The sequence below is a fragment of the Halorarum salinum genome, from assembly GCF_013402875.1.
GTDB lineage: Archaea > Halobacteriota > Halobacteria > Halobacteriales > Haloferacaceae > Halorarum > Halorarum salinum.
The window spans coordinates 549,398-576,081 of the sequence record NZ_CP058579.1 but is presented as its reverse complement, the minus strand read 5'-3'; the positions used below and the strand labels follow the sequence as shown (position 1 = coordinate 576,081).

General features: G+C 71.9%; 30 protein-coding genes, 1 tRNA gene and 1 pseudogene. 17 read left to right on the top strand and 15 right to left on the bottom strand.

Annotated features, from left to right (window positions below):
- Window positions 1–25: 25 nt before the first annotated feature.
- The 7 genes from HUG12_RS02740 (at window position 26) to HUG12_RS02710 (ending at window position 7,107) form a co-directional block, all read left to right on the top strand.
- Window positions 26–733 carry a helix-hairpin-helix domain-containing protein gene (locus HUG12_RS02740; RefSeq protein WP_179267303.1) on the top strand — a complete coding sequence of 236 codons (708 nt, stop codon included), beginning with the start codon at window positions 26–28 and terminating at the stop codon, window positions 731–733.
- A 96-nt stretch (window positions 734–829) separates the two neighbouring features.
- Window positions 830–2,356, top strand: coding sequence for an aminodeoxychorismate synthase, component I (gene pabB, locus HUG12_RS02735; RefSeq protein WP_179267302.1), 1,527 nt, complete (start codon window positions 830–832; stop codon window positions 2,354–2,356).
- Window positions 2,353–2,949, top strand: a complete 597-nt coding sequence (locus HUG12_RS02730; RefSeq protein ID WP_179267301.1) for an anthranilate synthase component II — start codon at window positions 2,353–2,355, stop codon at window positions 2,947–2,949. The genes pabB and HUG12_RS02730 overlap by 4 nt, the downstream gene beginning before the upstream one ends.
- Window positions 2,942–3,907, top strand: coding sequence for an aminotransferase class IV (locus HUG12_RS02725; protein ID WP_179267300.1), 966 nt, complete (start codon window positions 2,942–2,944; stop codon window positions 3,905–3,907). The genes HUG12_RS02730 and HUG12_RS02725 overlap by 8 nt, the downstream gene beginning before the upstream one ends.
- Window positions 3,908–4,188: 281 nt before the next feature.
- On the top strand, window positions 4,189–4,617 hold the full coding sequence (locus tag HUG12_RS02720) for a Rieske (2Fe-2S) protein (RefSeq protein ID WP_246308129.1): 429 nt from the start codon (window positions 4,189–4,191) through the stop codon (window positions 4,615–4,617).
- A 111-nt stretch (window positions 4,618–4,728) separates the two neighbouring features.
- Complete coding sequence (locus HUG12_RS02715; RefSeq protein ID WP_179267298.1) at window positions 4,729–6,354, top strand: hypothetical protein; 1,626 nt, start codon at window positions 4,729–4,731, stop codon at window positions 6,352–6,354.
- Between the two features lie 153 nt (window positions 6,355–6,507).
- Window positions 6,508–7,107, top strand: coding sequence for a right-handed parallel beta-helix repeat-containing protein (locus HUG12_RS02710; protein ID WP_179267297.1), 600 nt, complete (start codon window positions 6,508–6,510; stop codon window positions 7,105–7,107).
- A gap of 13 nt (window positions 7,108–7,120) precedes the next feature.
- Here the strand turns inward: HUG12_RS02710 and HUG12_RS02705 are convergent, their stop codons facing one another.
- Entirely contained in the window at window positions 7,121–8,320 is a 1,200-nt protein-coding gene (locus tag HUG12_RS02705; RefSeq protein WP_246308128.1) for a glycoside hydrolase 5 family protein, read from the bottom strand.
- 158 nt (window positions 8,321–8,478) lie between these two features.
- Between HUG12_RS02705 and HUG12_RS02700 the strand changes: the two genes are divergently transcribed.
- Window positions 8,479–8,757 (top strand): hypothetical protein, encoded by a 279-nt coding sequence (locus tag HUG12_RS02700; RefSeq protein WP_179267296.1) that lies wholly within the window; start codon window positions 8,479–8,481, stop codon window positions 8,755–8,757.
- A gap of 224 nt (window positions 8,758–8,981) precedes the next feature.
- Here HUG12_RS02700 and HUG12_RS02695 read toward each other — a convergent pair.
- The 3 genes from HUG12_RS02695 to HUG12_RS02685 form a co-directional block, all read right to left on the bottom strand.
- Window positions 8,982–9,056 (bottom strand) — tRNA-Met (locus HUG12_RS02695).
- Window positions 9,057–9,131: 75 nt separating this feature from the next.
- On the bottom strand, window positions 9,132–9,689 hold the full coding sequence (locus HUG12_RS02690) for a GtrA family protein (protein WP_179267295.1): 558 nt from the start codon (window positions 9,687–9,689) through the stop codon (window positions 9,132–9,134).
- A complete protein-coding gene (locus HUG12_RS02685) occupies window positions 9,686–10,480 on the bottom strand; it encodes a glycosyltransferase (protein WP_179267294.1) in 795 nt (264 codons plus the stop codon). The genes HUG12_RS02690 and HUG12_RS02685 overlap by 4 nt, the downstream gene beginning before the upstream one ends.
- A gap of 138 nt (window positions 10,481–10,618) precedes the next feature.
- Here HUG12_RS02685 and HUG12_RS02680 point away from each other — a divergent pair, with 138 nt between their 5' ends.
- Together HUG12_RS02680 and HUG12_RS02675 are read left to right on the top strand one after the other, a co-directional pair.
- Window positions 10,619–13,012, top strand: coding sequence for a DUF2298 domain-containing protein (locus HUG12_RS02680; protein ID WP_179267293.1), 2,394 nt, complete (start codon window positions 10,619–10,621; stop codon window positions 13,010–13,012).
- A gap of 88 nt (window positions 13,013–13,100) precedes the next feature.
- The gene (locus tag HUG12_RS02675) at window positions 13,101–13,898 is read left to right on the top strand and encodes a glycerophosphodiester phosphodiesterase (RefSeq protein WP_179267292.1); all 798 of its coding nucleotides are present in this window, start codon (window positions 13,101–13,103) and stop codon (window positions 13,896–13,898) included.
- Window positions 13,899–13,972: 74 nt separating this feature from the next.
- On the opposite strand, the gene HUG12_RS02670 is transcribed toward HUG12_RS02675, so the two are convergent.
- From HUG12_RS02670 to HUG12_RS02630, 9 genes and pseudogenes are all read right to left on the bottom strand, one after another.
- Entirely contained in the window at window positions 13,973–14,239 is a 267-nt protein-coding gene (locus HUG12_RS02670) for an HAH_0734 family protein (protein ID WP_179267291.1), read from the bottom strand.
- A 374-nt stretch (window positions 14,240–14,613) separates the two neighbouring features.
- Window positions 14,614–14,818 (bottom strand): annotated as a pseudogene (gene gvpM, locus HUG12_RS21605) (gas vesicle protein GvpM); the annotation flags it as partial.
- A complete protein-coding gene (gvpL, locus tag HUG12_RS02660) occupies window positions 14,815–15,600 on the bottom strand; it encodes a gas vesicle protein GvpL (RefSeq protein ID WP_179267289.1) in 786 nt (261 codons plus the stop codon). The gene gvpL and the pseudogene gvpM, both read right to left, overlap by 4 nt.
- Window positions 15,593–15,952 carry a gas vesicle protein GvpK gene (gene gvpK / locus HUG12_RS02655; protein WP_179267288.1) on the bottom strand — a complete coding sequence of 120 codons (360 nt, stop codon included), beginning with the start codon at window positions 15,950–15,952 and terminating at the stop codon, window positions 15,593–15,595. Before gvpK ends, gvpL begins: the two co-directional genes overlap by 8 nt.
- A complete protein-coding gene (gvpJ, locus tag HUG12_RS21955; RefSeq protein WP_179267287.1) occupies window positions 15,939–16,355 on the bottom strand; it encodes a gas vesicle protein GvpJ in 417 nt (138 codons plus the stop codon). Before gvpJ ends, gvpK begins: the two co-directional genes overlap by 14 nt.
- Window positions 16,348–17,211 carry a magnesium transporter gene (locus HUG12_RS02645; RefSeq protein WP_179267286.1) on the bottom strand — a complete coding sequence of 288 codons (864 nt, stop codon included), beginning with the start codon at window positions 17,209–17,211 and terminating at the stop codon, window positions 16,348–16,350. Before HUG12_RS02645 ends, gvpJ begins: the two co-directional genes overlap by 8 nt.
- Window positions 17,208–17,873: an alpha-crystallin domain-containing protein gene (locus HUG12_RS02640; RefSeq protein ID WP_179267285.1), complete on the bottom strand. Its 666-nt coding sequence runs from the start codon at window positions 17,871–17,873 to the stop codon at window positions 17,208–17,210. Before HUG12_RS02640 ends, HUG12_RS02645 begins: the two co-directional genes overlap by 4 nt.
- Window positions 17,870–18,127, bottom strand: a complete 258-nt coding sequence (gene gvpG, locus HUG12_RS02635; protein ID WP_179267284.1) for a gas vesicle protein GvpG — start codon at window positions 18,125–18,127, stop codon at window positions 17,870–17,872. The genes HUG12_RS02640 and gvpG overlap by 4 nt, the downstream gene beginning before the upstream one ends.
- Window positions 18,124–18,753 carry a GvpL/GvpF family gas vesicle protein gene (locus HUG12_RS02630; protein WP_179267283.1) on the bottom strand — a complete coding sequence of 210 codons (630 nt, stop codon included), beginning with the start codon at window positions 18,751–18,753 and terminating at the stop codon, window positions 18,124–18,126. The genes gvpG and HUG12_RS02630 overlap by 4 nt, the downstream gene beginning before the upstream one ends.
- A gap of 391 nt (window positions 18,754–19,144) precedes the next feature.
- Between HUG12_RS02630 and HUG12_RS02625 the strand changes: the two genes are divergently transcribed.
- The 4 genes from HUG12_RS02625 (at window position 19,145) to gvpO (ending at window position 23,833) form a co-directional block, all read left to right on the top strand.
- Window positions 19,145–21,022 carry an asparagine synthase-related protein gene (locus tag HUG12_RS02625; protein WP_179267282.1) on the top strand — a complete coding sequence of 626 codons (1,878 nt, stop codon included), beginning with the start codon at window positions 19,145–19,147 and terminating at the stop codon, window positions 21,020–21,022.
- The gene (locus HUG12_RS02620) at window positions 21,019–22,749 is read left to right on the top strand and encodes an asparagine synthetase B family protein (RefSeq protein ID WP_179267281.1); all 1,731 of its coding nucleotides are present in this window, start codon (window positions 21,019–21,021) and stop codon (window positions 22,747–22,749) included. Before HUG12_RS02625 ends, HUG12_RS02620 begins: the two co-directional genes overlap by 4 nt.
- Window positions 22,750–22,919: 170 nt before the next feature.
- A complete protein-coding gene (gene gvpA, locus HUG12_RS02615; RefSeq protein ID WP_179267280.1) occupies window positions 22,920–23,177 on the top strand; it encodes a gas vesicle protein GvpA in 258 nt (85 codons plus the stop codon).
- Between the two features lie 56 nt (window positions 23,178–23,233).
- On the top strand, window positions 23,234–23,833 hold the full coding sequence (gene gvpO / locus HUG12_RS02610; RefSeq protein WP_179267279.1) for a gas vesicle protein GvpO, halophile-type: 600 nt from the start codon (window positions 23,234–23,236) through the stop codon (window positions 23,831–23,833).
- A gap of 65 nt (window positions 23,834–23,898) precedes the next feature.
- On the opposite strand, the gene HUG12_RS02605 is transcribed toward gvpO, so the two are convergent.
- Entirely contained in the window at window positions 23,899–24,123 is a 225-nt protein-coding gene (locus HUG12_RS02605; RefSeq protein WP_179267278.1) for a hypothetical protein, read from the bottom strand.
- Between the two features lie 211 nt (window positions 24,124–24,334).
- Between HUG12_RS02605 and HUG12_RS02600 the strand changes: the two genes are divergently transcribed.
- Both HUG12_RS02600 and prs read left to right on the top strand, forming a co-directional pair.
- On the top strand, window positions 24,335–25,150 hold the full coding sequence (locus tag HUG12_RS02600; RefSeq protein WP_179267277.1) for an HVO_0234 family beta-propeller protein: 816 nt from the start codon (window positions 24,335–24,337) through the stop codon (window positions 25,148–25,150).
- 69 nt (window positions 25,151–25,219) lie between these two features.
- Window positions 25,220–26,071 (top strand): ribose-phosphate diphosphokinase, encoded by an 852-nt coding sequence (gene prs / locus HUG12_RS02595; protein WP_179267276.1) that lies wholly within the window; start codon window positions 25,220–25,222, stop codon window positions 26,069–26,071.
- 36 nt (window positions 26,072–26,107) lie between these two features.
- Here the strand turns inward: prs and HUG12_RS02590 are convergent, their stop codons facing one another.
- Window positions 26,108–26,428: a hypothetical protein gene (locus tag HUG12_RS02590; RefSeq protein WP_179267275.1), complete on the bottom strand. Its 321-nt coding sequence runs from the start codon at window positions 26,426–26,428 to the stop codon at window positions 26,108–26,110.
- A gap of 27 nt (window positions 26,429–26,455) precedes the next feature.
- Between HUG12_RS02590 and HUG12_RS02585 the strand changes: the two genes are divergently transcribed.
- Window positions 26,456–26,683, top strand: a complete 228-nt coding sequence (locus HUG12_RS02585) for a DUF7860 family protein (RefSeq protein WP_179267274.1) — start codon at window positions 26,456–26,458, stop codon at window positions 26,681–26,683.
- Window position 26,684 lies beyond the last annotated feature (1 nt).

Genomic DNA, 26,684 nt, shown 5'->3' with positions numbered 1-26,684 from the left:
TAGTCGCATCGTTTCACCCCACGAAATGCTACGGAAAATCAAGCGCCTGCTGGGCATCGGGCGCTCGTCCGAGGACCGGCCGTCGGACGAGACGTCGGTGACCGTCGAACGGGAGCGGGGGACCGGTGTCGAGCCCGATGCGGAGTCGGAAGCCGCCGTGAAAGGGGCCGAGACGGCCGACGAGGCGGGTTCCGAGGACGACGAGGGCGCGGGAGAGACCGACGTCGAGGCCGGGACGGCCGGCGAGGACGTCGAGGACGAGACGACGGGCCAGGAGAGTGCGGGCGAAGAGGAGACGGACGAGGAGGAAGCGATCGAAGAGGAGACGGACGAGGAGGAGGTCGACGAACCGGTCGCGGCCGAGACGGACGCGGCCGCCTCCACCGAGTCGATGCTGGACGAGGAGGCCGCGAACGAGGAGGCGGCCGCGAGAGCCGAACCCGGCGAGGCGGCCGGCCCGGAGACGGAGGACGTCTCGACCGACGTCGACGAGGGCACGCCCGAAGCCGAGGACGCCGCGCCGGAGGCCGACGAGGCGCCGTCGGGCGCCGGCGTCCCGGTCGAGGAGATCAAGGGGATCGGGCCGGCCTACGCGGAGCAACTCGCCGACATCGGCATCGAGACCGTCGCCGACCTCGCGGCGGCGGACGCCGCCGAGATCGCCGCGGAGACGACCGCCTCGGAGTCCCGCGTCCGGCGGTGGATCGACCGCGCGAACGAGGACCGGGAGTAGCTCACGGCCCGTGGCGGGCCGGACCGACACGACCGGGATCGACCGACGACCACCCGAAGGGAACGCCTTTTCCTGCCCGGGCGCCTCGCCGGGCGTATGCAGACGGTCACGGACCGCGGGGCGCTCCAGCGGCTCGCGGCCGAGGCGCCACCGGGCTCCCGGGTCCCCGTCGAGGTTCGCGTCGACGTGCCGGACCCGTTCGACGCCTACCGTCGCGCCCGTGAAGGCCCCGGCGGCGTCTTCTACGAGACGACCGGCGGCCAGCCCGGCTGGGGCGTCTTCGGCGTCGACGCGGCCGAGCGGCTGACGGTCGCCCCCAACGCCGTCACCCGCGACCCGGAGCACCCGGGCCACGGCGACTACGCGGACCCCTCCCCCTCGCTCGCCGCCCTCCAGGGACTGCTCGACGGCGAGACGCTCGTCCGGGGCGACTGCGACGTCCCGTACCCCTGCGGCGCGCTCGGCTGGCTCTCCTACGACGTCGCCCGCGAACTGGAGGACGTGCCGAGCGAGGCGGTCGACGACCGCGGGCTCCCGCGTCTCCAGATCGCCGTCTTCGAGACGTTGGCGTCGTGGACGAAGTCCCGGGACTCCGAGGCACTCCTGCGGATCACCTCGTGCCCGCGGGTGCCGTCGGACGCGGATGAGGACGCGCTCGACGCGCTGTACGACGGCGCGCTCGCGGCCGCCCGCGACCTGGCGACGCGCGCCACCGAGGGTAACCCGGCGGTCGGGCCGCCGTCCGTCGACGCCGAGGGCGCGACCTTCGAGAGCGACTGCACCCGGGAGGCGTACGCCGACCGGGTCCGGCGGGTGAAGGAGTACGTCCGGGCCGGCGACACGTTCCAGGCGAACGTGAGCCAGCGGCTCTCGGCGCCAGCGGCGGTCCATCCGGTCGAGGCGTACGCCGCACTGCGCGAAGTGAACCCGGCGCCGTACTCCGGTCTAATCGAGTTCCCTGGCGTCGACCTCGTGAGCGCCAGCCCCGAACTCCTGCTCGACAGGCGGCCCGACGACGACGGGACGTGCCTGGAGACCGAACCGATCGCCGGCACCCGCCCCCGTGGCGCGGACCCGGCGGAGGACGCCGCGTTGGAGGCCGAGTTGACCGGCGACGACAAGGAGCGGGCCGAACACGCGATGCTCGTCGACCTCGAACGTAACGACCTCGGGAAGGTGTGCGAGTACGGGAGCGTCGAGGTCCCCGAGTACCGTCGCGTGGACCGCTACTCCGAGGTGATGCACCTCGTCTCGCTCGTCGAGGGGGTAGAGCGGCCGGACCGGACGCTGGCCGACGTCGTCGCGGCCGTGTTCCCCGGCGGCACCGTCACGGGCGCCCCCAAGCCCCGGACCATGGAGATCATCGACGAACTCGAGGGAACCCGCCGGGGGCCCTACACCGGGTCGATGGGGGCGTTCGGCTTCGACGGCCGGGCGACGCTCAACATCGTCATCCGGACGATCGTCCGGACCGGCGACCGGTACCACCTCCGCGTCGGCGCCGGCATCGTCCACGACTCCGTGCCCGAGGCCGAGTACGAGGAGACGCTGGACAAGGCCCGCGCGCTGGTGAACGCCGTGGACGAGGCGCTGGAGGCCGGGGAGATGGAGGTGGAGGAGTGAGCCGAATCCTCGTCGTCGACAACTACGACTCGTTCTCCTACAACCTCGTGCAGTACGTCGGCGAACTCGCGGACTCCGTCGTCGTCCGGCGGAACGACCGCGTCGACGTCGAAGGGGTCCGCGACCTCGACCCGGACGGCGTCGTCGTCTCGCCCGGCCCCGGAACCCCCGCGGAGGCGGGCGTGTCGGTCTCCATCTTCCGCGAGCTGTCGTACCCGACGCTCGGGGTCTGTCTCGGTCACCAGGCGCTGTGTGCGGCCAACGGCGCGCCGGTCGTACGGGCGCCCGACGTGGTCCACGGGAAACCCTCCCGGGTGACCCACGACGGGCGCGGCGTGTTCGCCGACCTGCCGGACCGGATCGAGGTCGGGCGCTACCACTCGCTGTGCGTCGAGCGGGAGGACGTCCCCGACGTCCTGGCCGAGACCGCCCGTACCGAGGACGAGCGCGAGGTCGTCATGGCCGTCCGGCACCGCGACCGCCCCCACGTCGGCGTCCAGTTCCACCCCGAGAGCATCCTCACCGCGGACGGGAAGGCGATGGTCCGAAGCTTCATCCGCCTGTGCGAGGACCGGTCGGCCGACGATGACTGACGCGCTCCGCTACCACGTCGACGGGGACCTGGTCCCGGCCGACGAGGCCTCGGTGTCGGTTCGCGACCGGGGGTTCCGCTACGGCGACGCGGGGTTCGAGACGATGCGGGCCTACGGCGGTACGGTGTTCCGGTGGGACGCCCACGTGGAGCGCCTGTTCGACACGCTGGAGGCGCTCGGGATGCCGGCCGAGGACCTGGGCCTCTCGGCCATCGACCTCCGTGCCCGCGTTCGCGACACCCTCGCCGCGAACGACCTCGGGGACGCGTACGTCCGCCTCTCGGTCACCCGAGGGGTCGACGCCGGCTTCGCGCCGCCCGCGGCGGCCGATACCGATCCGACGGTCGTCGTGGTCGTGAAACCGCTCGCGCGCGGCGGCCGGGCGGACCGCGGCGGGAAGCCGGGATGGGACGAACCGGCGACGGTCCAGACGGTGAAGACCAGACGGATTCCCGACCGGTCGCTGCCGAGCGACGCCAAGACGCACAACTACCTGAACAACGTCCTCGCGCGGATCGAGACGCGGGTCACCGACGCGGACGCGGCCCTCATGCTCGACGCCGACGGGGCCGTCGCCGAGTGCGCCACGGCGAACGTCTTCTTCGTCGCCGACGACGCCATCCGCACCCCGTCGCTCGACGGTCCGGTCCTCCCCGGAGTCACCCGCGCGGAGGTCCTCGACGTCGCGGCGGGGGAGGGGTTCCCCGTGGAGGAGGGGACCTACGCCCCGGACGACGTTCGCCGGGCCGACGAGGCGTTCCTCACCTCATCGGTACGCGAGATCCGGCCGGTGGCGACCGTCGACGGCGTCGAAATCGGCGGCGGGCCGGTCACCAGCCTGCTCTCGAGGCTGTACGCCGACCGCGTCGAGCGGGAGTGCTACGGCGACGTGGAGGGCGAGCGCGAACGCGGGGGCGACGGGACCGACCGGGAGGGGGAGGACCCGGCAGCCGACTGACGGCGAACACGTCCGCCGGTCGGCGACGACCGTCCGACCCACGGGCGGCGCGAACCGAGCGTCCGCCGGCGACGACGGGGGGCGCGTTCCCCGGGAGGTGCCCGAAGCCCGCGGCCCCGCTCGGCCGGCCGGTCGAGGGGGCGGGAATGAAAGGGACGGCGGGTGCTTTCGTGGACCCTCCCGTCGGTCGTGGCCTCGTCGGCTGCGGGTCGACTCGCGGACGCGCCCCGATCGAACCGAAACCGAACGACGTACGACCCCCCGACCCCTCACGTCCCCCAGTGACCGACGACACCGCACGGATCGCCGGAGTCGAGGCGGTTCCAGACGACTCGACGCTGCTGTTCACGGTGCGCGACCCCGACGGCGAACCGACGGAGGCGCTGCTCACGCGACTCGGGGACGGCACGGTGGTGGCGTACCGGAACGTCTGCCCGCACTGGACCGACGTCCCCCTCGACAGGGGTGAGGGCGCGCTGGTCCGGAACGGCGAGGTCGTCTGCCAGAAACACGGCGCCACGTTCCAGTTAGACACCGGATACTGCGACTTCGGCCCCTGCCAGGGATCGACGCTGGGGACGCTCGACGTCAGGGTCGAGGACGGCGCGGTGCTGCTCGCCGAGGAGGGCTACCGGTTCGACCACCTCGGCGGCCACGGCGCCGACTCGAACGGGACCGCCGGGGGTCGCATCGACTTCACGGGGTCGTGAGTCGACGGCGGAACGGCGCCCCGAGAGTCAGATAACCGTCACCTACGCGGCCGACAGGGCGACGTTTCGGCAGTACGGCTTATGGACGTGGAGCCGTTAAGCACCACCTGAATGGTATCCCGTCGGCGGGCGGCCGTTGCAACGCTACTGCTCATCACGGCGGCGATGTGGGGGGCCTCGGGATTCTTCGAGTCCCGGGAAGGCGGCACTGCGGAGACGGAGCGCCTCGAGGAGGAGCGACTCATTCGGCCCAACGGCGACGGGAGTGCGCTCTGGCCCTACACTAGCAGCGGGAAGACCGTCAACCAGCGAACCCTCGCGATCAACATCGTCGTCTACGGCTCCGACGAGAACGTCCGGCGAACCCTGACGAAGCAGGGTGACCTCGAGTTCCAGCCGGTCGAACACGAGGGGGAGAACGCGACGGCCACCGAGAACGGGACCCAGAACGGCACGGAGAACGGCACTGGCCACGAGAACGGGAGCGACGACGGGACGCTCTTCGGCGACGGCGACGCCGAGAACGGGTCGGCTCCCGAGAACGGGTCGGCTCCCGAGAACGGGTCGGCTCCCGAGAACGGGTCGGCACCGACGAACGGATCGACCTCGGGCAACGAGACCGACCCGAACGCCGGAACCGGCTCCGACGACGACCTGGCGAACCAGACGACGGGTACTCCGGGCGTGACCACCACGCCGGACGAGACCACGACGCCCAACGAGACGCTCACGCCCAACGAGTCGGAGGCCAACGAGACCGACCGCGAGGCCAACAACGAGAGTCAGGTGGTCGAAATCAGGGACTCCGGGATCCAGTGGACGGACGCTCACGGCGCCGTCCGCTACACGTACGTCGATACGTCGCCCGGCGAGGGCGGCGGGCAGTGGATCAGGGAAACCTACCAGCTCCGTTCGGGACCCTACCTCGGTTCGCGCCTACACATCCGGGCGTACGCGTCGCCGTCCGACGACTGGACGGCGCTCCAGGTCCACCAGGACTACTGGGACTGGTTCCGCCTCAGGCACACGGTCTCCGAGACCGAGGGAGCCGCACGGACCGTCGAGTCCAACTTCATCGGAAGGCCGTACGTCGGCGACGTCACCCGGACGTACTACGGCATCCAGGGCGGGAGAACCGACGGGTGGCTGTCCGAGGTCGAACTCGCCCCCACGGTCCCGGTCGTCCTCACACGCCTCACCGGCGTCGCCGCGGCCGGGACGCTCGCCCTGCTCGGCGTGGTATCGACCGAGACGCAGGCGGCCACCGAGCGTGCCCTGGAGTGGATCCGGCAGGACGTGTACAGACAGCGAGGGGGACTCATGCTGGCCGGCGTGCTCGGTGGGCTGGTACTCGCGGTCCGCATCGGCGGCATCGTCATCGAGACCACGTTCCCCGCGGTCCACCCGAAGCTCATCGTCGCGGTGCTGTACCCGATCCTGGCGATCGGACTGCCGACCGTCTCCGCAACCGACTGGTTCGGCCGGGAAACCGACCCGAGCGCGGCGTTCCTCCTCGTCTTCCTCGGCGTCGGCGCGGCCTTCGTCCTCGATTTCGGCGTGATCGGCATCTCCGCGGTCCCGATCGGCCTCGTCCTTCACCGGTTCGGGCTCCTCGTCGCGCTCGGGCTCATCGCCGCCGGAACCGCACACGGCGGGGAGTCGGGACGGCCCCTCCGGCTGCTCGGGGCGACCTCGTGGATCGTCGGTCTCGTGTTCCCGCTCGTCGGCCTGCTGTGACCGTCGGGCGCCGGGACGGTCCGACCCCCGAGAACGCTCGGGTTACCGCCGTCCGACGGTCTTCGAACCCCCCTAGGGAGGTATTAGTTTAGGCCGTACCGGCCGTACGGTCGTGGCGTGCACCGTGGACAGATTGCCGTTACTGTGGTGGTCGTGAGCGTGCTGCTGGTCGGGTCGGCCGTCGCGCTCGACCCGGCCCCGTCACGGGTGGACGCGCCGCTCGACACGTCCTCACGGTCCGACGCGGCGGGGGCGGGGGCCGACGTGACGCGGATCGACGAGTGTACGAGGATCACCGAACCGGGCGTGTACGTCCTCACGACCGACGTCGAGGACGACCAGTCGACGCGCCTCTCGGAGACGTGCATCCGGATCGCGGCGGACGACGTGGTGCTCGAAGGCGACGGCCACCTCGTCGACGGCAGGGGAATCAGCGACACCCGCGGGGTGACCGCGACCGGGGCGAACGTCACCGTTCGGAACCTCACCGTCTCGGACTGGGACCGCGGGCTCTACTACAGGAACGTCTCCGGCGGGACGATCAGCGGCGTGAACGCCACCGCCAACGGGTTCGGGATCGATCTCGACCGCTCCGCCGACGTCGCGCTCGAGGACAACGACGTCTCGGGGAACATGATCGGCGTCGACCTGGACGGGTCGAACACCGGCGTCGAACTCGACGGGAACCGCGTGGACGGGAACTACCTCGCGGACGTCAACGGGAACGAGACGGACGGGAACGAGACGGCGTAGTCGGCCGGCCGAGTCAGGTGCCGCCCTCCGCGGCGGCGGCCCACTCGGGCCACTCCTTCCGTTCCTCGAGGTGGTCGACGGACGGGTCCCCCGACATGGCCTTGATCGACCGGGCGTCCTCGAGGTCCCAGACCGCGCCGTCCTCGTGGAACAGCCCGACGAGGACGCCCTGTTTCCGCTGGGCGACGGTGTAGGCCGGCTGGACCATGAGCGTCCAGAAGAAGTTCCCCACGCCGGCCCGGTGGATGTGCGGGGCCATCGACGAGTAGTCGGGTTGCCACTCGTCGCCCTCGACCTTCGAGTGAAACCCGCGCCCGGTTCGGATGCGCTGCCACTCCGCGAACCAGACGGGCTTCGAGGTCGCCTCCTGCATGGACGTCGCCTGGTCGAGCACGTCGTTCAGGATCGCCGCGTTCGACGGGAAGTTGTAGTGGAACTGGAGCGCGTCGACCCCCCACTCCGCGTAGTCGGTGTTGTTCGCGAGGCTGGTCGACCCGACCGTGAGCGGGACGTCGCCCCGCTCCTCCCGGAGGGTCTCGTGCATCCCGCGGGCGAACGACTTCTGGATGGTCCACCCCGGCTCGTTCATGATCTCGATCGCCAGCAGGCGGTCGTCGTCGCGGTGGCGGTCCATCACCCACCGCACGAACTCGCGGGGTCGGTCCCACAGGTCGGGGTTGCGGACGACGTCCCCGGACGGCGAGAAGACGCCGACGGCGTCGACCGGGTTCGTGTTCTCCAGGTTCTCCTCGGTCGGCGGCTCGCCCACGCCCTCGAACACCCCGAGCAGGACGCGGATGTCCCGTTCGTCCGCGGCACGCAGGAAGTGCTCGAGCGCCCGGCCGTGGGCCTCGGGGTCCTCCAGCCAGTGCTCGTAACAGAGCCACGTCCGGACGGCGTTCAGGTTCACCGAGGCGGCGTAGCCGAGGTCGCGCTCTATCACCTCGCGGTCGTAGTCGCTCCACATCTGGTAGCTGTTGAACGCCCTGGCGGGGAGGTAGATCGCCCCGCGAACGTCGACGGTCCCGGACGGGGGTTCGGGCGTCCCGGCGGACGTCGTCCGCCGGGGGAGATCGGTCGGGGTTTCCGTCCCCGAACCGCCGGCCGGGTCCTCCGAGTCCCCGCCCCCCATCCCGCCGAGCGGCGTGGAACAGCCACTCGCGCCGACTGCCGCTGCGACGGCGAGAAACCGACGACGGCTGTGGTTCGTCACGGGGCCACGAACGTCGCCATGCCCCATAATTAATCGGCCCCCAATCCCCGGCCCGCCGCGTCGAGATCGGGGGAGACGGCGTGGCTGCCGGGGTAATCCGGCGCTACCCCGCGGCGGGCGGACCGCGTCGTTCGGCGGCGCAGAACCCGTCCCGATGGGTGACGACCGCCGTAGGGGCGTCCCGCGACGGGAGCGGACGGGCTAGAGTTTTTTACGGGAATCGAGCGTCGACGGACCCCACGAAGCCCTCCGAACGCGAGGCCACGACGGAGCGCATTCGTGACGTTCATCGGGCCGTCAACGGGACGTGGCTCACCCTGCTCGGACTCGGAGTGTTTCTGGCGACCCCGTTCACGCCGATCGACGTGCTCGGTGGATCGCTCGTTCTCGCCGGCGGCTACCTCGTCGTCGACTCCGTGCTCGAGAACCCGGCGTAGTGACTCGTCGGTGTGGACCTTCGACCCGTACCGCCCCGCTCACGGCTCGCTCCGCTCGTCGTTCGCCGTGGCCGGCACGAGGTCGGCGACGGCGCTCGGAACGGCGAAGCCGCCGTTCCTCGCGCGGTGGTCGTCGACGGAACGTGGGGGGAGGTGAATTCGACGGCGCGTGGGTCTCGCGTCCCGTTGCACTCGACGCTCGTCGGTTGCGTGCCGTCACAGAATAGCGGGAGGTAGATTTGAACTACCGATCTCCGGGTTATGAGCCCGGCGGAATCTCCTGGCTATCCCATCCCGCTACCGAATCGAACACGGTCGCCGCTTGTAAGGGTTGTGTTTCCCGGGGCGGCGCCGTATGCGACTCTGCCCCACGGTCAGTCGAGCACGCGCCAGGTGAACACGCTCTCGGCGACGTAGTTGAGGACCATGCCGGTGCCGATGCCGACGGCGTTTGCGACGGTGGGCCAGAAGTCCGCGCCCGCGACGACGAGGCTGACGTCCGTCCGGGCGGTCAGCAGCCAGAGCACGACGAACGCGACCGTCAGCCCGCCGAGCCGGACGAGGTGCGAGCGCGCCCACCGGCGGCCGACCGCGGCTAGGCCCGCCGCACCCTCCCCCGAGAAGGTGTAGCGGTCGTTCAGCAGGAACATCAGCGTGATGGACGCCTCCGCGCCGACGGCCTTGGCCGCCAGCGGCGCGACGGCGAGGCCGGCGAGGACCCCCGCGGTGAGCACCGCGACGACGAGCGTCTCGACGGTCGCGCCCGCGACCCCGACCGAGACGAACTGGCCGATGCGGGCCCGGGAGGCGAGCGTCGCGAGCGCGCGCGAGGTGCCGTCCTCGACGCGGCCGTCGCCCCCGACGGTCGAGGTGCCCCCGTCGCCGACCCCCTCGCCGCTCCCGCCGCCGCCGCGGTCCCCGTCGCCGGTCATCGCGGGTCGCTCCCCGGGTCGGGGTCCTCGCCCGACTGCTCGACGAGCGCGATGGCGCCCTCGCGGTCCAGCAGGCGGTGCAGTCGGTCGTTCCGGATGAGCCGCGCTCGGTGGCGCGCGACGAGCAGCCCCCGGCCCATGTCGAGGGTGTCGCGCACGGGCGCGACCGTCGAACCCGGCTGGTCCTCCCACGTCACCGGCACCTCCGCGACCTCGTTGTCCAGGGCGGCGGCGACCGCGACGAGTTCGATGTCCCAGGCGAACCCGGGCTCGTACAGGTGGTTCCGGATGCGGACCCACGCGTCGGCGGTGATCGCCTTCGCGCCGCACTGGTAGTCGTACAGCTCGGCTTCGAGCAGGCGGCGCGCGACCCAGGCGAAGCCGTCGCCGAGGAAGCGCCGGGCGAACGTCTGGTGGGACCGCACGTCCGCGTGCGGATGGCGGCGGGAACCCACTGCGAGGTCGGCGTCGCCGGCGGTCACCCGCGAGACGGCGTCGGAGAGCGACGCGGCCGGCGTCGCGCCGTCGGCGTCGGCGAACGCGAGCACGTCGGTCGAGAGCGCCTCGAACCCGGCCGTCACGGCCGCGCCCTTCCCGCGGCGGCGGCCGGCGACGGCGCAGTCCACGTCGGGCGGCAGGTCGAGCGACGCGGGCTGGCCGGGCGCGGGCGCGTCGAGTTCGACCCGTAGCTCGTCCGGGTCGAGCACGTCCCGGACGTCCCGGAGGTAGGCGCGCAACCGCTCGGGCGAGGGGTCGTAGGCGGGGACGACGACGCCGACGGACGGCGACATTTGGCCCCAGTTTCCCCGGCGCGGGTAAAAGCCGTGCGGAACCGTGGCGCGGTTGGGGGGCCGTGGTCGACGGGACCGGCGAGGGGCGGTCGGCACAGTCCAAAAGGAACTTACCCCGTCGGCCGACTCTCACACGCGATGGAGTACGGTCTTCTCGCGGTCTGGCTCCTCGCCTACGCCGCCCTCGCCGCCCTGGGGCTCCCGCTCGCAGCCCGGCTGTTCCCCCGCTCGGCCTCGCGGGGCGCCGGCTTCGCGCTCCCGACCTCGCTGCTGGTGCTCGGGGTCGTCTCCTTCTGGGTCGGCCGCGTCGCGTTCGGGGTTCCGGCGCTCGTCGCCTCGCTCGCCGTCCTCGTCGCGCTCTCGGCGCTCGCCGCCTTCGACCGGGACGCGCTCCGGCGGGGCGAGTTCGAGCCCGCGGTTCCCGTGAACCGGGACGCCGTCCTCGACACGGCCGTCGTCTTCCTCGTCGCGTTCGCGCTCGTCGTCGTCATCCGGGGCTTCGACCCGGCCGTCGACCCGCTGGCCGGGGAGAAGTTCCTCGACTTCGGCCTGCTGAAGTCGTTGCTCCGGGCCGAGGTCCTGCCGCCACGGGACGTGTGGTTCGCCGGCGAGGCGGTCCAGTACTACTACGGCGGCCACCTGTTGACGGCGCTGCTGGCGACCCTCACGGGGACCACGGCCGACTTCGCGTACAACGTCGCGTTGGCGGGCTTCTTCGCCATGCTCGTCGCCGCGGCGTTCGACCTCGCCGGGGCGGTGGCCGCGAGCAGGGGTGGCGACCGGCGGCGGGCCGGCGCGTTGGCGGCGTTCCTCGTCGGCGTCGGCTCGAACCTCGTGACCGCCGGCTGGGCGGTGTTCCGGCTGTTCCCGCCCGATCTGCAGGCGAGCCTGGGCGACGCCCTCGGGTTCGACCACACCGGCGAGGCGGCCCGCGAGTTCTCCTACTGGACCGCGAGCCGGGTCATCGAGGGCACGATCAACGAGTTCCCCCTGTTCGCGTGGCTCAACGGCGACCTCCACGCCCACATGACCGACACGCCGTTCCTGCTCCTCGCCGCCGCCCTCGCGTTCGCCCTCTACCGAGCCGGGTCGCGGACGGACGGCGGGTTCGGCTCCGGCACCCACGCCGCGGACCCCGAGTCGGCCACCCACGCCGCGACCGACGTGCCGGCGACGCGGCGCCGACGGCTGCTGCTGTTCGGCGCGGTGCCCGTCCTCGGCGGGTTCCAGGCCGTCGTCAACACCTGGAGCTTCCCCAGCGTGTTCGGGCTGGCGTGGCTCGGCCTGACGCTCGCCCCGACGCCCCCGCGGACGCTCCTCCCCGGGCCGCTCCGGCGGGGCGTCGACCGGGCGACCGGCGACTCCCGGCTCGCGGCCGAACTCGCCCGTCCGGTCGTCGCCGGCGTCCTCGTCGCCGGCGCGGGGGTGCTGGCCGTCGTCGTCGCCGCGCCGTTCCTGCTCGGCATCGCTACCGGCGGCGGGAGCAGTCGCAGCGTCGAACTGCTCACCCCGGAGATGCGCTCGGGGCTCCCCGGCCTGCTCGGCGTCCACGGCGCCTTCGTCGCCGCCTTCGCCGCCCTCCTGTTCGGGCGCGTCGGGCGCGACCGGCCCGTCGAGGTCGCGGCCGCGACGGTCGGGTTCGCGGCGGTCGCGCTCGTGATCGGCTTCCCGGCGCTCGCGCTGCTGGCCCCGCTGCTCGTCGTCGGCTGGGTCGCCCTGCGGACCGAACGGGCGGGCTTCGAGGCGGTGCTGATCGTCGCGGGCGCGGGCCTGGTGCTGCTCGTCGAACTCGTCTACCTGGCCGAGGAGGCCGGTCCCGGACGGATGAACACGGTGTTCAAGACGTACGCGCAGGTGTGGCCGCTCTGGGCGACCGCGGCGGGCGTCGCGCTCGGCGCGCTGCTCGACCCGCCCTCGCGCGGGACCCTCTGGCCGAATCGGGAGTGGCGGCGGATCGCGGCGTCGGTGTTCGTCGCCGCGCTGCTCGTCTCGACCGGCGCGTACGCCGCCTTCGCGCTGCCGGCCCACGTGGACCGGGAACCGGCCGGCGGGCCGACGCTGGACGCGACGCGGTTCGTCGAGACCCACCACCCCGAGGAGGCCCGCGCCATCCAGTACCTCGACGAGCGACCCGGCCAGCCGACGATGCTCTCGGCGCCAGCGACGGGCGTCTACCCCGGCGCGGAGAGCCGGTACGGGCACGGCCCCGGCATGTACCGGTGGGAGGCCAGTCCGGCCGCGAGCCTGACCGGGGTGGCGACGGTCGCGGGCTGGCACCACGAGGTCGGCTACCGCGGGGAGGACGCCTACTTCGACCGCGTGCGCGACGTGGACGACGCCTACACCGACCGCGACGAGACGGTCCGGGTGCTCCGCGAGTACGACGTGGAGTACGTCTGGGTCGGTCCCGGCGAGCGGATCCGGTACGGCGACGCCACCGTCGCGTTCGGGGAGATTCCCGGCGTCCAGCCGGTGGTGGAGACGTCGGAAGTGACGCTGTACCGGGTCGACCGGACGGAGCTCCCGGAGTAGACCGGACGGCGGCGGCGGACGCCTGTCGGATCGGACGCCCTCCCGCGACCGGTAGAACGATTACGGGCCGTCGTGTCGGAACGCCAGTATGAGCGCGGAAGGCGGACGCACGCGGCGGGAGTTGCTGGCGGCGGTCGGCGCGAGCGGCGCGGTCGCGCTCGCCGGCTGTTCCGGATCGCCGGGGGATCGGTCGGGCGAGCCCGACGCGACGGCGGCCGACGTCCGTCTCATCGGCCACAGGGGCTGTGCCGACCAGTACCCCGAGAACACCGTTCTCGCCGTCGAGGAGTCCGCTCCCCACGTCGACGTGGTCGAGGTCGACGTCCAGCGATGCGGCTCCGGCGAGCTCGTCGTCTTCCACGACGACCAACTGAACCGGCTGACCGACGGCGCGGGGACCGTCTCCAGCACCGACTGGGGGACGCTCCGCGAGTTGACCGTCCTCGACTCGGGGGAGCCGATCCCGCTGCTTTCGGACCTGCTCGCGGCGGTGCCGCCGGACACCGGCGTCAACGTCGAGCTCAAGCACGAGGGGATGGCGGCCGACGTGCTCGCGGCCGTCGAGGGGGTCGAGAACGAGGTCCTCCTCTCGTCGTTCTCGGCGGACGCGCTCCGGGAACTGCGGGCGGAGTCCGAGGACGCCGCGCTCGCGCCCGTGTTCTCCGATTCGACCGAGGAGCGGCTCTCGCTCGCCCGCGAACTCGGCTGCGAGGCCGTCCACCCGGACCACGAACTCGTCCCGGGGTCCGACCTCGTCTCGACGGCCCACGACGACGGGTTCGCGGTCAACGCGTGGACCGTCGACGGCGCGGAAACCGCCGGAGAGCTGGTCGAGGCCGGCGTCGACGGGCTCATCGTCGACCGCTGGGACGTCCTCGACGGGTAGTCGAACGACGGGGGTCGACGGGTGGTCGAACAAAGGGACGGGCCGCCCGTCGGGGGAAACCGCTCGCGGACCGCTCAGACCGCGAGGTCGCCCTTCGCCTTCACGACGTCGAGCGCCTCGGCGTCGATGCTCTCGACCTCGAGCCAGTGGGGGACGTACTCGCGCTTCTCGAACGCCTCGCGCTCGTCCTCGGTGCCGATGGTACACCAGAGCTGGGGCTCGTCCGGACCGTGCCACTCGCCCTGCCGCTGGAGCGCGAAGACGACCATCTCCTCGCCCCCGTAGTCGATGACGGCGCCCGTCCGGATGCCGGGGTCGCCGTGGACGATGAGCTTCTGCATGGGCCGGGCTTGGCGGAGTCCGACACTAAGGGTTTCGATAGCGCCCCCCGGCGGTCAGCGTTCGGAGTCGGGGGGGTCGCCCGCGCTTCCGGCGTCGCGTACGTCGTCTTCGACGTCGGCTTCGTCCGCGTCGTCGTCGTTCCCTTCGTCGACCGGCACGACGGGGTCCTCCGGGCGGTGACGGCCCGGGTCGGCCGCCGGCGCCTTCGGCCGGGAGTCCGGAATCCCGGCGGGGCGCAGCTCCGAACGGCGGGAGCCCGCCGGCTCCGAGCGCACGGCGTCGGACGGTTCGGCGGCGGCCGACCCGGAGTCCGCCGGCCCGGCGTCGACGGCCACCGGACCGTCACCGGTGGACTCCAGCCCGCCGGAGTCCGACCGCTCGCGGTGCCGGCGGTCCCACTCCTCGAAGAAGCCGTACTCGGTCATGGTCGACATCCCGGCGACGGCCGCCCGGAGGTTCACGCCGACGAGGGGAACCTCGGCGACGGAGACGACGACGTCGGCCTGCAGCACCACGCCCTCGTCCAGCAGCACGTCGACCAGGTCGGTCAGGGCGCCCTCGTCCTTCCTCGGCCTCACGGTTCCCCCTCCAGTTCGGGCGCGAACGAGTACGGCGGCCACGGCCCCGTGTACTCCACCTCGACGTCCCCGTCGGCGGCGACCGCGTCCAGCGCCGCGCCGACGTCGGGCTCGCTGTCGCGCCCGGCAAGCAGCGTGAAGCCGGCGACGCGGTTCGACGGGTTCCCCTCCCGCAACGGGTCCGCGGCGTCGATCGGTTCGATCCGGTCCACGAGCGGTTCGAGCCGCTCCCGGAGGTCGGCGGCCAGCAGTTCGTCGCGCTCGCGTTCGAGCTCCCGGCGGCGCTGCTCGCGCTGCTTCTCCAGCAGGTACGCCGTTCCCTCGCCCGCGTCCGCGATCCGTTCCTCGAGGTCCGCCAGCCGCTCGTCGCCCTCCGGCGAGAACTCCCCCTCCGTCGAGAGGGTCACCCGGTACTCCCACTTCCCGGCGAACGCGTCGAGGTGCTCGCGGAGCGTCCCCCGCTCGGCCGCGAGCCACTCCCGGACGGCGTCGTCGTCGCCCCGGAGGATGGTGTCGAACCGGAACGGGAGCGGCGTGCCGAACGTCTCGCCGGCGGCGTCGACGACCAGCTGGTGGGAGACGAGCCACCGTTTCACCTCCGAGAGGTCGTCGCTGTCGAACGGCTCGGCGCGCCGCTGGACGACGGCGCCGACCCCGTCGGACGCGACCACGTACGGCTCGCCGTCGTCGATGCCGTCGGCCGCGAACGAGTCCGGGTCGCCGCGATCCGCGTCCACGACGCAGTAGAGGTAGCGACCCTCCGCCGGGTCCGCGTCAGTCATCGGCCTCCGGTCCCCCGTCGGTCGCGGGGCGCTCCTCGGGCGACCCGTCGCCGGTCGGCTCGTCGGCCAGCGACCGGACCGCGTCGCCGACGAGCGAGTCGAGGTCGCCGCGGAGCCGTCCGACCTCCTCCTCGATCCCCTGCGTCTCCTTCAGGTCGTCCAGTTCCTCCTCGATCGCCGCGAGCTGGGCGCCCAGCCGCTCGATCTCCTCGTCCGTGAGCCGGCCGCCCTCCATCCGGCGGACCGCCTCGCGCTGGAGCGCCTCCACGAGGACCTCGACGACCGCGACGACGAGCGCCGTCAGCCCGTCGCCCGCGTTCCCTTCCTCGCCGTCGAGTTCAATCCTGGTCATCCGCCTCGGCCACCTCCTCCGGTTCGTCGGCGGTCGCGTTTTCGTCGTCCGTCTCGGCGGACTCCGCCTCCTCCTCCCTCGATTCGGACTCCCCCTCGAGTTCGCCGGCCGCCTCCAGGTCGTCGAGGTCGCCGAGCGTCGTCTGGTCGTCCGCAGTGTGTCGGATCTCCGGGACGCCGGCGGCGGCCGCGAGCCGGTCGGTGTCGGTGCCGGCGGGGAACTGGAGCCCGTACTTCGCGGCCGTGTCGAAGGAGGCGATGGCCGCGCGCAGTTCGACCGACAGCAGCTCCGTGTCGCCGATCGAGACCACCACGTCGGCGTTGACGACGACCCCCTTGTCGAGGAGGAGTTCGAGCACGTCCGCGAGGTCGCTCTGGGTCCGCGTCGGTCGCGCGTCAGGCATCCTCCGCCACCTCCTCGGTCTCCCTCTCGAGCCGCCGGCCGTAGAGCCGGCGCTTGTTCTCCGCCGAGGAGTACCTGGTCTCCCGGGGAACCGTCGAGAACCGGCCGACGAACCGCGTCGTCGAGCGCGACCGCGGGAGCGTCGACACCGCGGTCGGGTTGCGCGAGTGGACCTCCCGGCTCCGGTCCTCCGCCCGCTCCCGGTTCTCCTCGACCACCTCCTTCAGTTCCGCGCGGGCGGCCAGCACCGACGAGCGGAACTCCTCGACGCCGTCCATCACCGTCGACTGGATGCGCTTCTCCGAGAGGTCGTCCGCCAGGTCCGTGGGGACGTCGTCCATGCCGACGTCGTCCGTGTCGACGCCGGGAACGTCGAGACCGTCCCCCTCGCCGTCCCCGTCGGCCTCCCCGTCGTCGCCCCCGAAGTCGACGTCGTCGGCCTCCTCCTGGAACTTCCGTATCTCGGTCCAGAGGTCGCGGACGTCGGTCGCGTGCCAGAGCCCCTCGAGGTCGAGGACAGCGAGCAAGTCCCGGAGGTCCAGGTCCTCCTCGGAGTCCATGACGGCCCGAACGTCCTCGGCGTCGATCTCGTCGAGGTCGATCGCCTCGGCGAGCGCCTCCGGGTCCAGTTCGGCGACGATGTCCTCGAACTCGTCGACGGCCTCGACGAGGTCGTGGATCTCCGCGACGATCCCGTCCCCGTCGGACGGGATCTCCTCGCGGAGCCACGAGAGGAAGTCGTCGACCTCGTCGAGGTGGTCGTGGAGTCGAAACAGCCCCTCTCGGGCGAGATCGTCGAGGCTGCCGAGGCGATCCGCGAGGTCGTCGTCCGTCGGTCGCTTGGCTGTGTCGGTCATTGTCTGGTGAGGCGTACGGTGAGTACGTCGTTGTTGAGCGAGGCGTTCACGAAGGTGTCCGCGCCCTCGAGGGGGACGCGGGTGAGCACTCGGTCGGCGACGGCGACCACGAGTTCGTCCCGTTCCTGGTCCACGCCGACGGTGAGTTCCTCGACGTCGACGCCCGGCAGGTCCGCGACGACGCGGAGGTCGTCGCCGTCCCGCTCGACGGTCGAGTGGACGTCGGGACGGTCGGCCCGGGGGGACGTCCGGCGAGCCCCGCGGCGACGCCTCGCCGACGGCGGGCCGCCGGGACCGGTCCGGGCCGTGTAGCCGTAGCTGATCCGTCCCGCTCGACCCTCGCCGCCGATCGATCCGGCGTCGAGGAGGTCCTCGGCCAGTTCGTGCAGGCGTTCGGGGAGCGACCGTTCCCGGTCGGGCCTTCGGTCGACGCCCTCCCGACGCGGCCCGTCGTCGACCGGTTCGTCCCCGGAGGGGTCGTCGGCGCGCTCGACGTCGTCTCGGTCGCCGTCGTCCGCTTCCCGACCGACGTCGTCCTCACCCTCCCGCTCGACGTGGTCCTCCTCCCGCTCGACGTCCTCGTCACGGCTGCCGGCGTCCTCGCCGCGGTCGACGTCCCGACCGTTTCGGTCGTCCCCGTCGCGGTCGGCGTCGTCGGTCATCCCTGCACCTCCACCTGCTTGTTCCGCAGCTGTTCGCGGGCCGCCTCGGCCGCGTCGAGTTCCGCCTCCAGTTCGGCCTTGCGCCGCTCGTACTCCGCCTGCGGGCGCTCGCCGAGTTCGTACAGCAACTGGTTCTCCTTCAGGTCGTCCCGGATCCCCTCCACGTCGTACAGTTCCTCGATGGCCACCGCGTGTAGCACGTCGAGTATCGTCACGAACGGCCCCAACAGGAGGTCGTCGAGGAGGAACGTCATCGGTCCACCCCGATCTCGATGTCGACGAAGTTGTACGGCGCCCACGGGCCGCTGTACTGGACGATCACGTCCTCGCCGTACTCCTCGCGGAGCGACTCGACCGCGTCGTCGAACGCGTCGGTGTCCTCCCGCTCGACGAGGTACGACCGGTTCAGGAGGAGCCTGTCGCTGAACAGGTCGCCGTCGTGGCGCTTCCGGCTGACCTCGTCGAAGCGTTCGGCCGCCGCCTCCAGCGCCTCCGGGTCGACGTCCGCGTCCTCGCGTTCGACGACCTTCACGCCGAGTTCGACGGTTCCCTCGACGTCGCGCAGCGAGCGCGTGAGAACCGGGCGGGCCTGCCGGAGGAGGTTCTTGAGGGTTCGCGTGCTCTTGAACGCCATCCCGTACCGCATCGGGACGACGGTCCGGTCCTCCTCGGCCGTGAGCACCTCCCGGAGCACCTCGTCGTGAGCCTCGACGTCATCGTCGGTGCGTTCGGGCTCGGTCGTGTCGATGTCGGAGACGATGCCCGAGAGCGGACCGTGGGTGACGGTCCTGACCTCGGTCGCACCGCCGACCGCGTCGGTCTCGAACCGGATGTCGGTCGATTCCGTGACGCCGTACAGGTACAGTTGGGAACTCGACATGGTGTCATGCGGGGAGGACGTGCACGGGCCTGCATCGGCGTGGGGTTCCGCCGTTCGTCGACGGCGCCGCGGTGACGGGCCTCGGTCGTCGCCGATCGCCGGCCGGGAGTCCTCGTTCCGTTCGTTGTCGCTGGTCGACACGATCGTGTCGACCACGTGTCGAACTTGTCTTCCTCGACGCATAGGGCGGGAAGACAGTAAAGTGGTTGGGCCCCGGGGACGACGTTCGACGCGACCACAGCGAATCATCTGATGTCCTTCTGATACCAGGCCATCACATACAAGGACGCGAGGCGGTGTGATATGGTATGCATGTGGGGAGGAGAGAACCACGTGAAGTGCCGACGGCGGAACCGGGAGGGTCGTCGACGGGACGCATGAGGACTCCTCGATGGTAGGCATCTGTGGCCAGGTCGGAGGGGAGTACGACGTCGACCCGATGGTCGAGTGGATCGGCTGGCGCGACGACGAGCGGGCGAGCCGATACGAGGACGGCGACGTCGCGCTGGCGGCGTCGTTCCACGAGTTGCTCGCCGGCGACCAGCCCGCGACGGCCGGCGACGGGGACGTCGTGCTGTGGGTGTGGGGCGACGTCTACGGTCACGGCAGCGGTGACGACTACGCGCCCCGGCGGGGCCCACCGGACGGGAGCGCCGCCTACTGTGCCGACCGGTACGACGAGTACGGGCCGTCGTTCGTGTCGGAGCTCAACGGAGACTTCGCGCTCGTGATCCACGACCGGGCCGCGGGGACCGTCTCGTTCGTGACCGACCGGCTGGCGACCAGGCCGATCTACCACGCCCGGGGTCGCGACGGAAGCCTGGTGTTCGCCTCGAACGCACAGGCGCTGGTCCACCACCCCGCGGTCACGGAGCGGTTCGACCTCGACTACCTCCAGGAGTACCTGACGCTTCGACGCGTCCCCGGCGTGAAGACGCCGCTCGAGGGCGTCGAGGAGTTCCAGCCGGGCGCCGTGACGACCGTCGACCTCGAGGACGTCTCGCCGACGGTCGACCGCTACTGGCGGCCCTCGTACCAGCCCGTGGACCGGCCGTTCTCGGAGCTCCTCGAGGAGTTCACCGAGACGATCGACCGGGTGCTCTCGGAGTGGACGGACGACGACCTCGACTACGGCCTCCTGCTGTCGGGAGGGAGTGACTCGCGGCTGGTGCAGGCTGCGATCGACCAGCCCGTCACCGCGTTCCACACCGCGGGCTGGATGAGCCGCGAGGCCCGCACCGCGCGCCGAGCGGCCGAGGCACGCGGCGACGAGTTTCACCTCCTCAAGCGCGACGAGGGGTACGAGCAGCGGGCGCTGGAGCGAAACGCACCGCTGTTGAACTTCAGCAGTTGGTTCGACCAGGCGGTCTTCCAGGAGTTCGAGGACGAGATCACGGACGACGTCGACGTGCTGGCCTCCGGGCTGAACGCCGATATACTGTTCTCGGCTCACCATCTCCCGACGTTGAGCGTGTCGCTCGGGACGATCGGAAACGTCTCGTTCCCGATCAACAAGCCCATCGGCTCCGTCGACGACTACGTCGCCGCCCAAACCGAGGAGGCCGACGAGCCGGTACCGTACCTCCGGACGTCACGCTCGGTTACGGACGTGCTGTCGGAGAACATCCGGCGGGTCGAGGACGGCATCGTCAGCCACGGCGTCCACTACGGGTCGCTCCGGGATCTCCTCATGTACGGTTACTTCTTCCCGATGAGCTCGAAGAGCGCTGCCGCCTTCTCGCGGAGCCTGATTCAGCTGGCCCCCTACCGGTCGCCGTTCATCGACAACCGGCTGCTCGACCTCCAGCAGCAGGTGCCGATTCGCTATCAGCTGCGTCGGAACCTTGTCAAGCAAGCGGTTGCGGAGTTCGACGCGGAGCTCGCCGAGATCCCTCACGCCGGCACCGGCATGTCGCTCCACCACTCGTTCCTCGTCGACTTCCTCGGGAAGAACATCAACGGCTTCCGCCGGAAACACCTCGTCGACGAGTCGCCACCGAAACCGCACCTCGGCCACGGCCCTTGGCCCAAGCGGGGGGAGCTCGTCCGCGCGCGCTCGTTCGTTCCCGAGACGCTGGAGGAGCGCGAGGACGTGCTCGACGCGCTGCCGTTCCTCGACCGCGAGGGCGCCCTCGAGTGCTACCGGGCGCACCTCGACGGGGAGAGCAACGCCCCGCACCTCTACTCGCTGATCACGTTCCTCGAGATGCCGGTGACCGAACGGATCGCCCGACTGACCGGCGAGAACGCCGTGAGAGAACGGCAATGAGATACGAAGCGGAGGCCGCGACGTCCACCGGGCCGCCGACGCCCGGCGGCGTCCACATGGCCAAGGAGCTGTTCGGTGTGTTCGGCGACGTCGACGCCTTCCGTAGCCTCCGCGACGAGGCGGAGTTCGACATCGTCGTCGCCGGCGAGACGGTGACCGTCGGCGTGCGCGACGGCCACATCGGCCACCCCGGACGGACCGACGTCCACCGGGACGAGGACGGCTTCTGCGTCATCTGGGGGGAGGCCCACGCCACGGGCGACGGCGGGCCGGCGGCGGAGCTCTACGAGGCGTACGTCGAGGCGGGGCGCGACGGCCTCTCGGTCGCCAACGGCTCGTACGTCGCGGTCCTCGAGTACGACGGTCGGGCGTTCGTGGCGACCGACGCCGTCCGCTCGTGGGAGTGTTTCTACGTCGACGCCGGCGGCGTTCGGGCCTTCGGGACCGACCTCTCGACGGTCGTAGGCGTCCCCGCCGCCCTCCCGATCGACGGCCGGGCGCCGTTCGAGTTCCTCCACCTGGGGACGGTGCTCGGGGAGAAGACGCTGTTCGAGCCGGTTCGACGGATCCCGTTCGACGGCTACCTCGCCGCGGACGACGTGGGTGAGTTCCGGCGGTTCGTCTACGATCCCCGGGAGTTCGACTACGTGAGCGAGCTATCCGAGCGGCTCTGGCGAGCCATCCAGCGCCGGCGCTCGTTCCCCGACCGAAAGGGAATCCTGCTCTCGGCCGGCCAGGACTCCCGTTCGTTACTGGCAGGCGTGCCGGACATCTCCCACAGCTACACGGTCGGCTGGGCGGACTCCCAGGAGGCGGCGGTCGCCCAGCGGCTCGCGACCCAGTACGGCCTCGCCCACGAGGTGCTGGCGCCCGACGAGCGGTACCTCGACGACCGGAAGGTCCTGTACTCGCAGGGGTTGCGCGAGTCGCTACACATCCACCACGCCGGCTACGACGACGCCATCGACGCGGAGACGATCTACCACGGACTGCTGTACGACACGTTACTGAAGGGGTACTTCCTCGAGCGGGACGGCGCCGATCTGTTCGGGACGAAGGTGCCGTTCCAGGCGGTCGACCCCGACGTCGACCCGGTGGCGTCGCTGCTCGACACGCTCGGCTACCTGCCCGACGGGAGCGCCAGGCTCGTCGACTGCGCGGGCGACCTGCTCCGCGAGCACGGGCTCGACCTCGACGACGCGCCCGGCGACCCCGGCGCGTTTCTCGCCGACTCCCTCGGGGCCGAGTTCGAGGCCAGCAAGCGCCGTGCCGACTCGGTCCACAACGCGATGGACCTCCTCATGGTGCGCAACCAGCCCACGCTCTCGTTCCGGCACCACCTCGCGGACAACTACGTCGAGGCGTTCGTCGCCGCCGACACCGAGCTCCTCGAGTGGCACCGCCGAACGCCGCCGACCCACCGCCACCCCGAGACGGTCCACGAGGCGCTCGCCGACCTCGACGACGCCATCTTCCGCCATCGACCGCCCAGCCATCCGCGCCGGTCGAACATCCTCAGCCAGGCCGAACGGTTCGCGAGGCGGAAGCTCCCGCTTGTCCAGTCGGTCGAGCCGTCCTGGCCCGACCGCACCACGGTCTACGAGAAGTACGACCTCGACCGCCAGCTCTTCCCCGACGACCCCGCGGTCTGGGAGCTCCCGACGCGGCTGAAGTTGCGGCTCGACGACCTCCGCTGGTGGCTCTCCGTTCGCGAGCGGGACCCGTGACCGACGTCCGGGTTCCCCGCGCGGACCGCTCCCCCGTGCGCCCGTCTCCCGCCGGCTCCCGTCGTCGTTCCCGGTCGCCGAACGCCGTCGGGCGGCGCCGTCGGACGGCGCTGCTTGCCATGGCCGGCAACAAATCCTAAACGGGAGGCGACCGAACTACCGACAGCCCCATGGTAGAAACTGGACCGGACACCTCAAGCCTCGCCGACGTGCTCGATCGGGTGCTCGACAAGGGGATCGTGATCGACATCTGGGCCCGCGTCTCGGTGGTCGGCATCGAGATACTGACGGTCGAGGCACGCGTCGTCGTCGCGTCGGTCGACACCTTCCTCCAGTACGCGACGGAAATGGCGAGACTCGAACAAGCGGAGGCCTCCGGCGACCTGGAGGACCTCCAGGAGCTCGAAGTCACCGCACCGGAGGCCTGACGGCGTGGCTTCCGGTTTGAACGAGTAGCCAGCGACTGATCGGAGAGACACGAACGATGGCGACCAAACAGGACACCCGACAGTGTCGTGCCCTCACGGCGGACGGCGAGCGATGCACCCGTCCGGCGGGCGAGGACGGCTACTGTTACCAACACGGCCCGGAGGACGAAACCGTCGACGAGACGTCCGCGGACGGCGGCCAGCCGACCGCCGAGGCCGACGCGGACGAAGAGACCGACGAGGGCGACGCCGGTGGGGGGACCGACGAGGAGGCGGCGGAAGCTGAGGAGGGGGCGGCAGACGAGAGCGAGGAGAGCGAGGGGGCGACCGACGAGCAGTCGGGCGATTCGGACGCGAGCGCCGGCCGGGACGGGGACCTCTCGGGCGTGATGGACGTCCGGGCGCGCATCGAGTCGGTGACCGGCGAGGTCGTCGGCGCGCCGCTCGACCGCATCATCGAGATCGAGCGGCGGGACGGCGAGGACGGCGAGGAGTGGCTCGTCGTCGTCGAGGCGCTGGAGCGGTCGGCGATCCCGGACACCGAGGACCTCCTCGGTCGGTACGCCATCCAGCTCGGCGCGGACGGCGGGATCGTCGGCTACCGGCTCCGGGAGCGGTACCGCCGCTCCAGGGAGATCTCCGACGAGTACGAGTAGGGACGTCGTTTCCGGCCCCGGCTCCTTCGATCCCGCGTCGGTTCGACCTCGCCCGTTCGGCGGCGTCAGCGAAGCCGCTTCCGGAGGTTGTTGAGGGTGATCCCGCCCTGCACGACGTAGGAGGCCAGCCTGTATCGCGGGGCGATGGTCGCGGCGCCGAACAGCAGCGCCGCCTGTCTCCGGTTCCCCTTCCGGAGCGCGTTCCCGGCCTGGATCAGGATGGAGACGAGGTTCAGGCGCGTCATCGTGTCGAACTTCCCGATCGGGAGGTCGTCGGCTGTCTTTCGCACGGTCGCCAGTCGGGGGACGCCGAGCAAGAGGTGACTGCCTGCCAGTACAAGGCGGGCCCGTTCGCCGGCGGCGACGCCCGATCGGAACCCCCGAGGTGGCGACCGCGGGAGCCTCCGCGGCGATCGGAGCGAGTTCCGGGCCGATGCCGGACCGGCGGGACCGGACCCGGACCGTTTATCGGCCGCCACGCGGTAGCGTCCGGCAGGAAGCATGCCCACCATCGACGAGAAGCGCGTCTACGACGCGAAGACCGGGACGACGACGGCGCTCGTCGCCTCCCCCATCGGCGTCGTCGCCGCCAGCGTCTCCGGGGACATCGTGGGCGAGTTCGGCATCGAGCACCGCTGTACCGCCCACGACCTCGCGAACGACGGCGGGGCGCTCGCGGTCGCGACCGACGAGGACGTCCTCGTCGGGACGTTCGAGCCGACCGGTCACGGCCCCGCGGTCGCCGTCGGCGTCGACGGCGACGCGACCCTCGCGGCCGCACCCGACGGGACCGTCTCGCGGCTTCGCGGCGACGCGGACGGCTCGCCGGGCGGGGACGAGGCCGGCTGGGAGGAACTCGGCCGGGTCGACGGGCCGCGACGGCTGTCCGGCCCGCTCGTCGCGGCCGCGGACGGCGTCCACCGCGTTCGCGGGGGCGACCTCGAGCACGTCGGGCTCGACGACGCCTGCGACGTGGCCGCCGGCGGCGTCCCGCTGGCCGTGACCGGGGACGGGCTCTACACCCTCGGGAACGGCTGGATGCGGGACCTGTCCGGCGGGTTCCGCGCCGTGGCGACCGACCCGGCCGGCGAACGGGCGGTCGCGGCGACCGGCGGGGCGGTGTACGAGCGGACCGACGAGGGCGTCGAGTGGACCGAGCACGCGGTGGCCGGCGTCGTGGACGTCGCGGTCGACGCCGAGCTGGCGGTGGCTGTCGCCGGCGACGGGGAGTTGCGGGTGAACCGCGACGGCGACTGGCGGGGGCGCCACCTCGGCGTGCCGGACGCCTCGGCGGTCGTCCTCCCCGGCGCGGAGTGAGGCGGGAGCCCGGCGCCGTGCGGTGCCGAGTAGGAACCGGTTTGTACCTCGGGGCGGTTACTCCCGCGTATGTTCGTACCCGGGTCCGCCTCGCAGTCGCTCGCGGCCGCGCTCGCCGCCGAGACGGGCCGGCCGCTCGCGACGCCGGAGTACCGCGTCTTCCCCGACGGCGAGGAGTGCGCCTCGGTGCCCGACTTCGCGGGCGAGGGGGCCGTCGTCGTCGCCGCGACCGTCTCGAACGACGCGCTGGTGGAGCTGCTCCAGCTCCAGGACGCGGTCCGGGAGGCGGGCGCCGGGACCGTGACGACGGTGCTGCCGTACATGGGCTACGCGCGGCAGGACCGGGCGTTCGAGCCCGGCGAGCCGGTGTCCGCGCGCGCGGTCGCCCGCGCCGTCTCGACCGGGGCCGACCGGGTCGTGCTCGTCAACCCCCACGAGGCCGGCGTGGCCGACTTCTTCGAGGTCGGGACGGTCGTGGTCGACGCCGCGCGGCTGCTGGCCGACCCCCTGCCGGACGACCTCGTCGACCCCCTGTTCCTCGGGCCGGACGCGAGCGCCGAGGGCGTCGCCGGGACGACCCGCGACGCCTACGGCCGGGGGACGGTCGACCACTTCGAGAAGGAGCGCGACCACGGGACCGGCGAGGTGACCGTGCGGCCGAGCGGCGCCGACGCCGCGGGCCGGGACGTGGTGGTCGTCGACGACATCATCGCCACCGGGTCGACGATGAGCGAGGCCGTGGCGGCGCTCCGCGAGCGCGGCCCGGAGCGCGTGTTCACCGCCTGCGTCCACCCGATGCTGGTCGGGAACGCCCGGACGAAGCTCGCGGCCGCGGGCGTCGAGCGCGTGTTCGGAACCGACACGGTCGAGCGCGAGGCGAGCGCGGTGTCGGTCGCGCCGGTCGTGGCGGACGCGCTGTAGGCGCAGGGGGGTCGAGTCGACGGCCGGTCGGACCCGTCAGGCCCGGTCTGCGAGGTACGCCCGCGTCTTCGGCAGGAGCGCCGCGTAGCCGCACAGGTAGAGCCCCCAGACGAGCGCGAGCGCCGCGAGAACGAAGTCGACGGCGGCGTACTCGACCTGCCCGGCGGCGAGCGCGAGTTCGCCGGCGCGCTCGAAGTGGACGCCGAGCCCCGCCAGTCCGACCGTCGCGGCCGCCGTGACGAGCCACTCGGCTCCGCTCCAGAACGCGTCGAGGAGGTGGTCACGCGTGGTCTGGGGTTCCCGCGGACGCTTCCGGGCCTTTCGGTCGGGACCGGCGACGACCGGACCGAAAAGCACACAGTCGCGTGCGGGCCACCGCGGACCATGGGTCGATACGGCGACCTCGACTACGCACGTCTCACGAAGGGCGGCGTCGCGGTCTGTGCCGCGACGTTCGTGCTCGCGCTCCTCGCGCAGTTCGGCGCGGCCGCCGCGGGGATCGCGCTCCCGGGCTGGGAAGCCATGCTGCTCACCGACCTCGAGTACCTGAGCATCCTCGGCGCCGTGCTCTCGGTGTTCGTCTTCGGCGTCGTCCTCCCGCTGACGGAGTGAC

Excerpts from the sequence above, each read along its gene's own strand:
- gvpG (WP_179267284.1), bottom strand. The coding sequence starts at position 18,127 with ATGACGTTCCTCCTCGACGACCTCCTGTTGGGGCCGTTCGTGACGATA.
- HUG12_RS02740 (WP_179267303.1), top strand. The coding sequence starts at position 26 with ATGCTACGGAAAATCAAGCGCCTGCTGGGCATCGGGCGCTCGTCCGAG.
- gvpL (WP_179267289.1), bottom strand. The coding sequence starts at position 15,600 with ATGACTGACGCGGACCCGGCGGAGGGTCGCTACCTCTACTGCGTCGTG.
- HUG12_RS02620 (WP_179267281.1), top strand. The coding sequence starts at position 21,019 with ATGAGATACGAAGCGGAGGCCGCGACGTCCACCGGGCCGCCGACGCCC.
- HUG12_RS02675 (WP_179267292.1), top strand. The coding sequence starts at position 13,101 with ATGAGCGCGGAAGGCGGACGCACGCGGCGGGAGTTGCTGGCGGCGGTC.
- pabB (WP_179267302.1), top strand. The coding sequence starts at position 830 with ATGCAGACGGTCACGGACCGCGGGGCGCTCCAGCGGCTCGCGGCCGAG.
- HUG12_RS02630 (WP_179267283.1), bottom strand. The coding sequence starts at position 18,753 with ATGTCGAGTTCCCAACTGTACCTGTACGGCGTCACGGAATCGACCGAC.
- HUG12_RS02645 (WP_179267286.1), bottom strand. The coding sequence starts at position 17,211 with ATGACCGACACAGCCAAGCGACCGACGGACGACGACCTCGCGGATCGC.
- HUG12_RS02680 (WP_179267293.1), top strand. The coding sequence starts at position 10,619 with ATGGAGTACGGTCTTCTCGCGGTCTGGCTCCTCGCCTACGCCGCCCTC.
- gvpA (WP_179267280.1), top strand. The coding sequence starts at position 22,920 with ATGGTAGAAACTGGACCGGACACCTCAAGCCTCGCCGACGTGCTCGAT.
- HUG12_RS02585 (WP_179267274.1), top strand. The coding sequence starts at position 26,456 with ATGGGTCGATACGGCGACCTCGACTACGCACGTCTCACGAAGGGCGGC.
- HUG12_RS02640 (WP_179267285.1), bottom strand. The coding sequence starts at position 17,873 with ATGACCGACGACGCCGACCGCGACGGGGACGACCGAAACGGTCGGGAC.
- gvpJ (WP_179267287.1), bottom strand. The coding sequence starts at position 16,355 with ATGCCTGACGCGCGACCGACGCGGACCCAGAGCGACCTCGCGGACGTG.
- HUG12_RS02670 (WP_179267291.1), bottom strand. The coding sequence starts at position 14,239 with ATGCAGAAGCTCATCGTCCACGGCGACCCCGGCATCCGGACGGGCGCC.
- HUG12_RS02625 (WP_179267282.1), top strand. The coding sequence starts at position 19,145 with ATGGTAGGCATCTGTGGCCAGGTCGGAGGGGAGTACGACGTCGACCCG.
- gvpK (WP_179267288.1), bottom strand. The coding sequence starts at position 15,952 with ATGACCAGGATTGAACTCGACGGCGAGGAAGGGAACGCGGGCGACGGG.
- HUG12_RS02715 (WP_179267298.1), top strand. The coding sequence starts at position 4,729 with ATGGTATCCCGTCGGCGGGCGGCCGTTGCAACGCTACTGCTCATCACG.
- gvpO (WP_179267279.1), top strand. The coding sequence starts at position 23,234 with ATGGCGACCAAACAGGACACCCGACAGTGTCGTGCCCTCACGGCGGAC.
- HUG12_RS02685 (WP_179267294.1), bottom strand. The coding sequence starts at position 10,480 with ATGTCGCCGTCCGTCGGCGTCGTCGTCCCCGCCTACGACCCCTCGCCC.
- HUG12_RS02600 (WP_179267277.1), top strand. The coding sequence starts at position 24,335 with ATGCCCACCATCGACGAGAAGCGCGTCTACGACGCGAAGACCGGGACG.
- HUG12_RS02725 (WP_179267300.1), top strand. The coding sequence starts at position 2,942 with ATGACTGACGCGCTCCGCTACCACGTCGACGGGGACCTGGTCCCGGCC.
- prs (WP_179267276.1), top strand. The coding sequence starts at position 25,220 with ATGTTCGTACCCGGGTCCGCCTCGCAGTCGCTCGCGGCCGCGCTCGCC.
- HUG12_RS02690 (WP_179267295.1), bottom strand. The coding sequence starts at position 9,689 with ATGACCGGCGACGGGGACCGCGGCGGCGGCGGGAGCGGCGAGGGGGTC.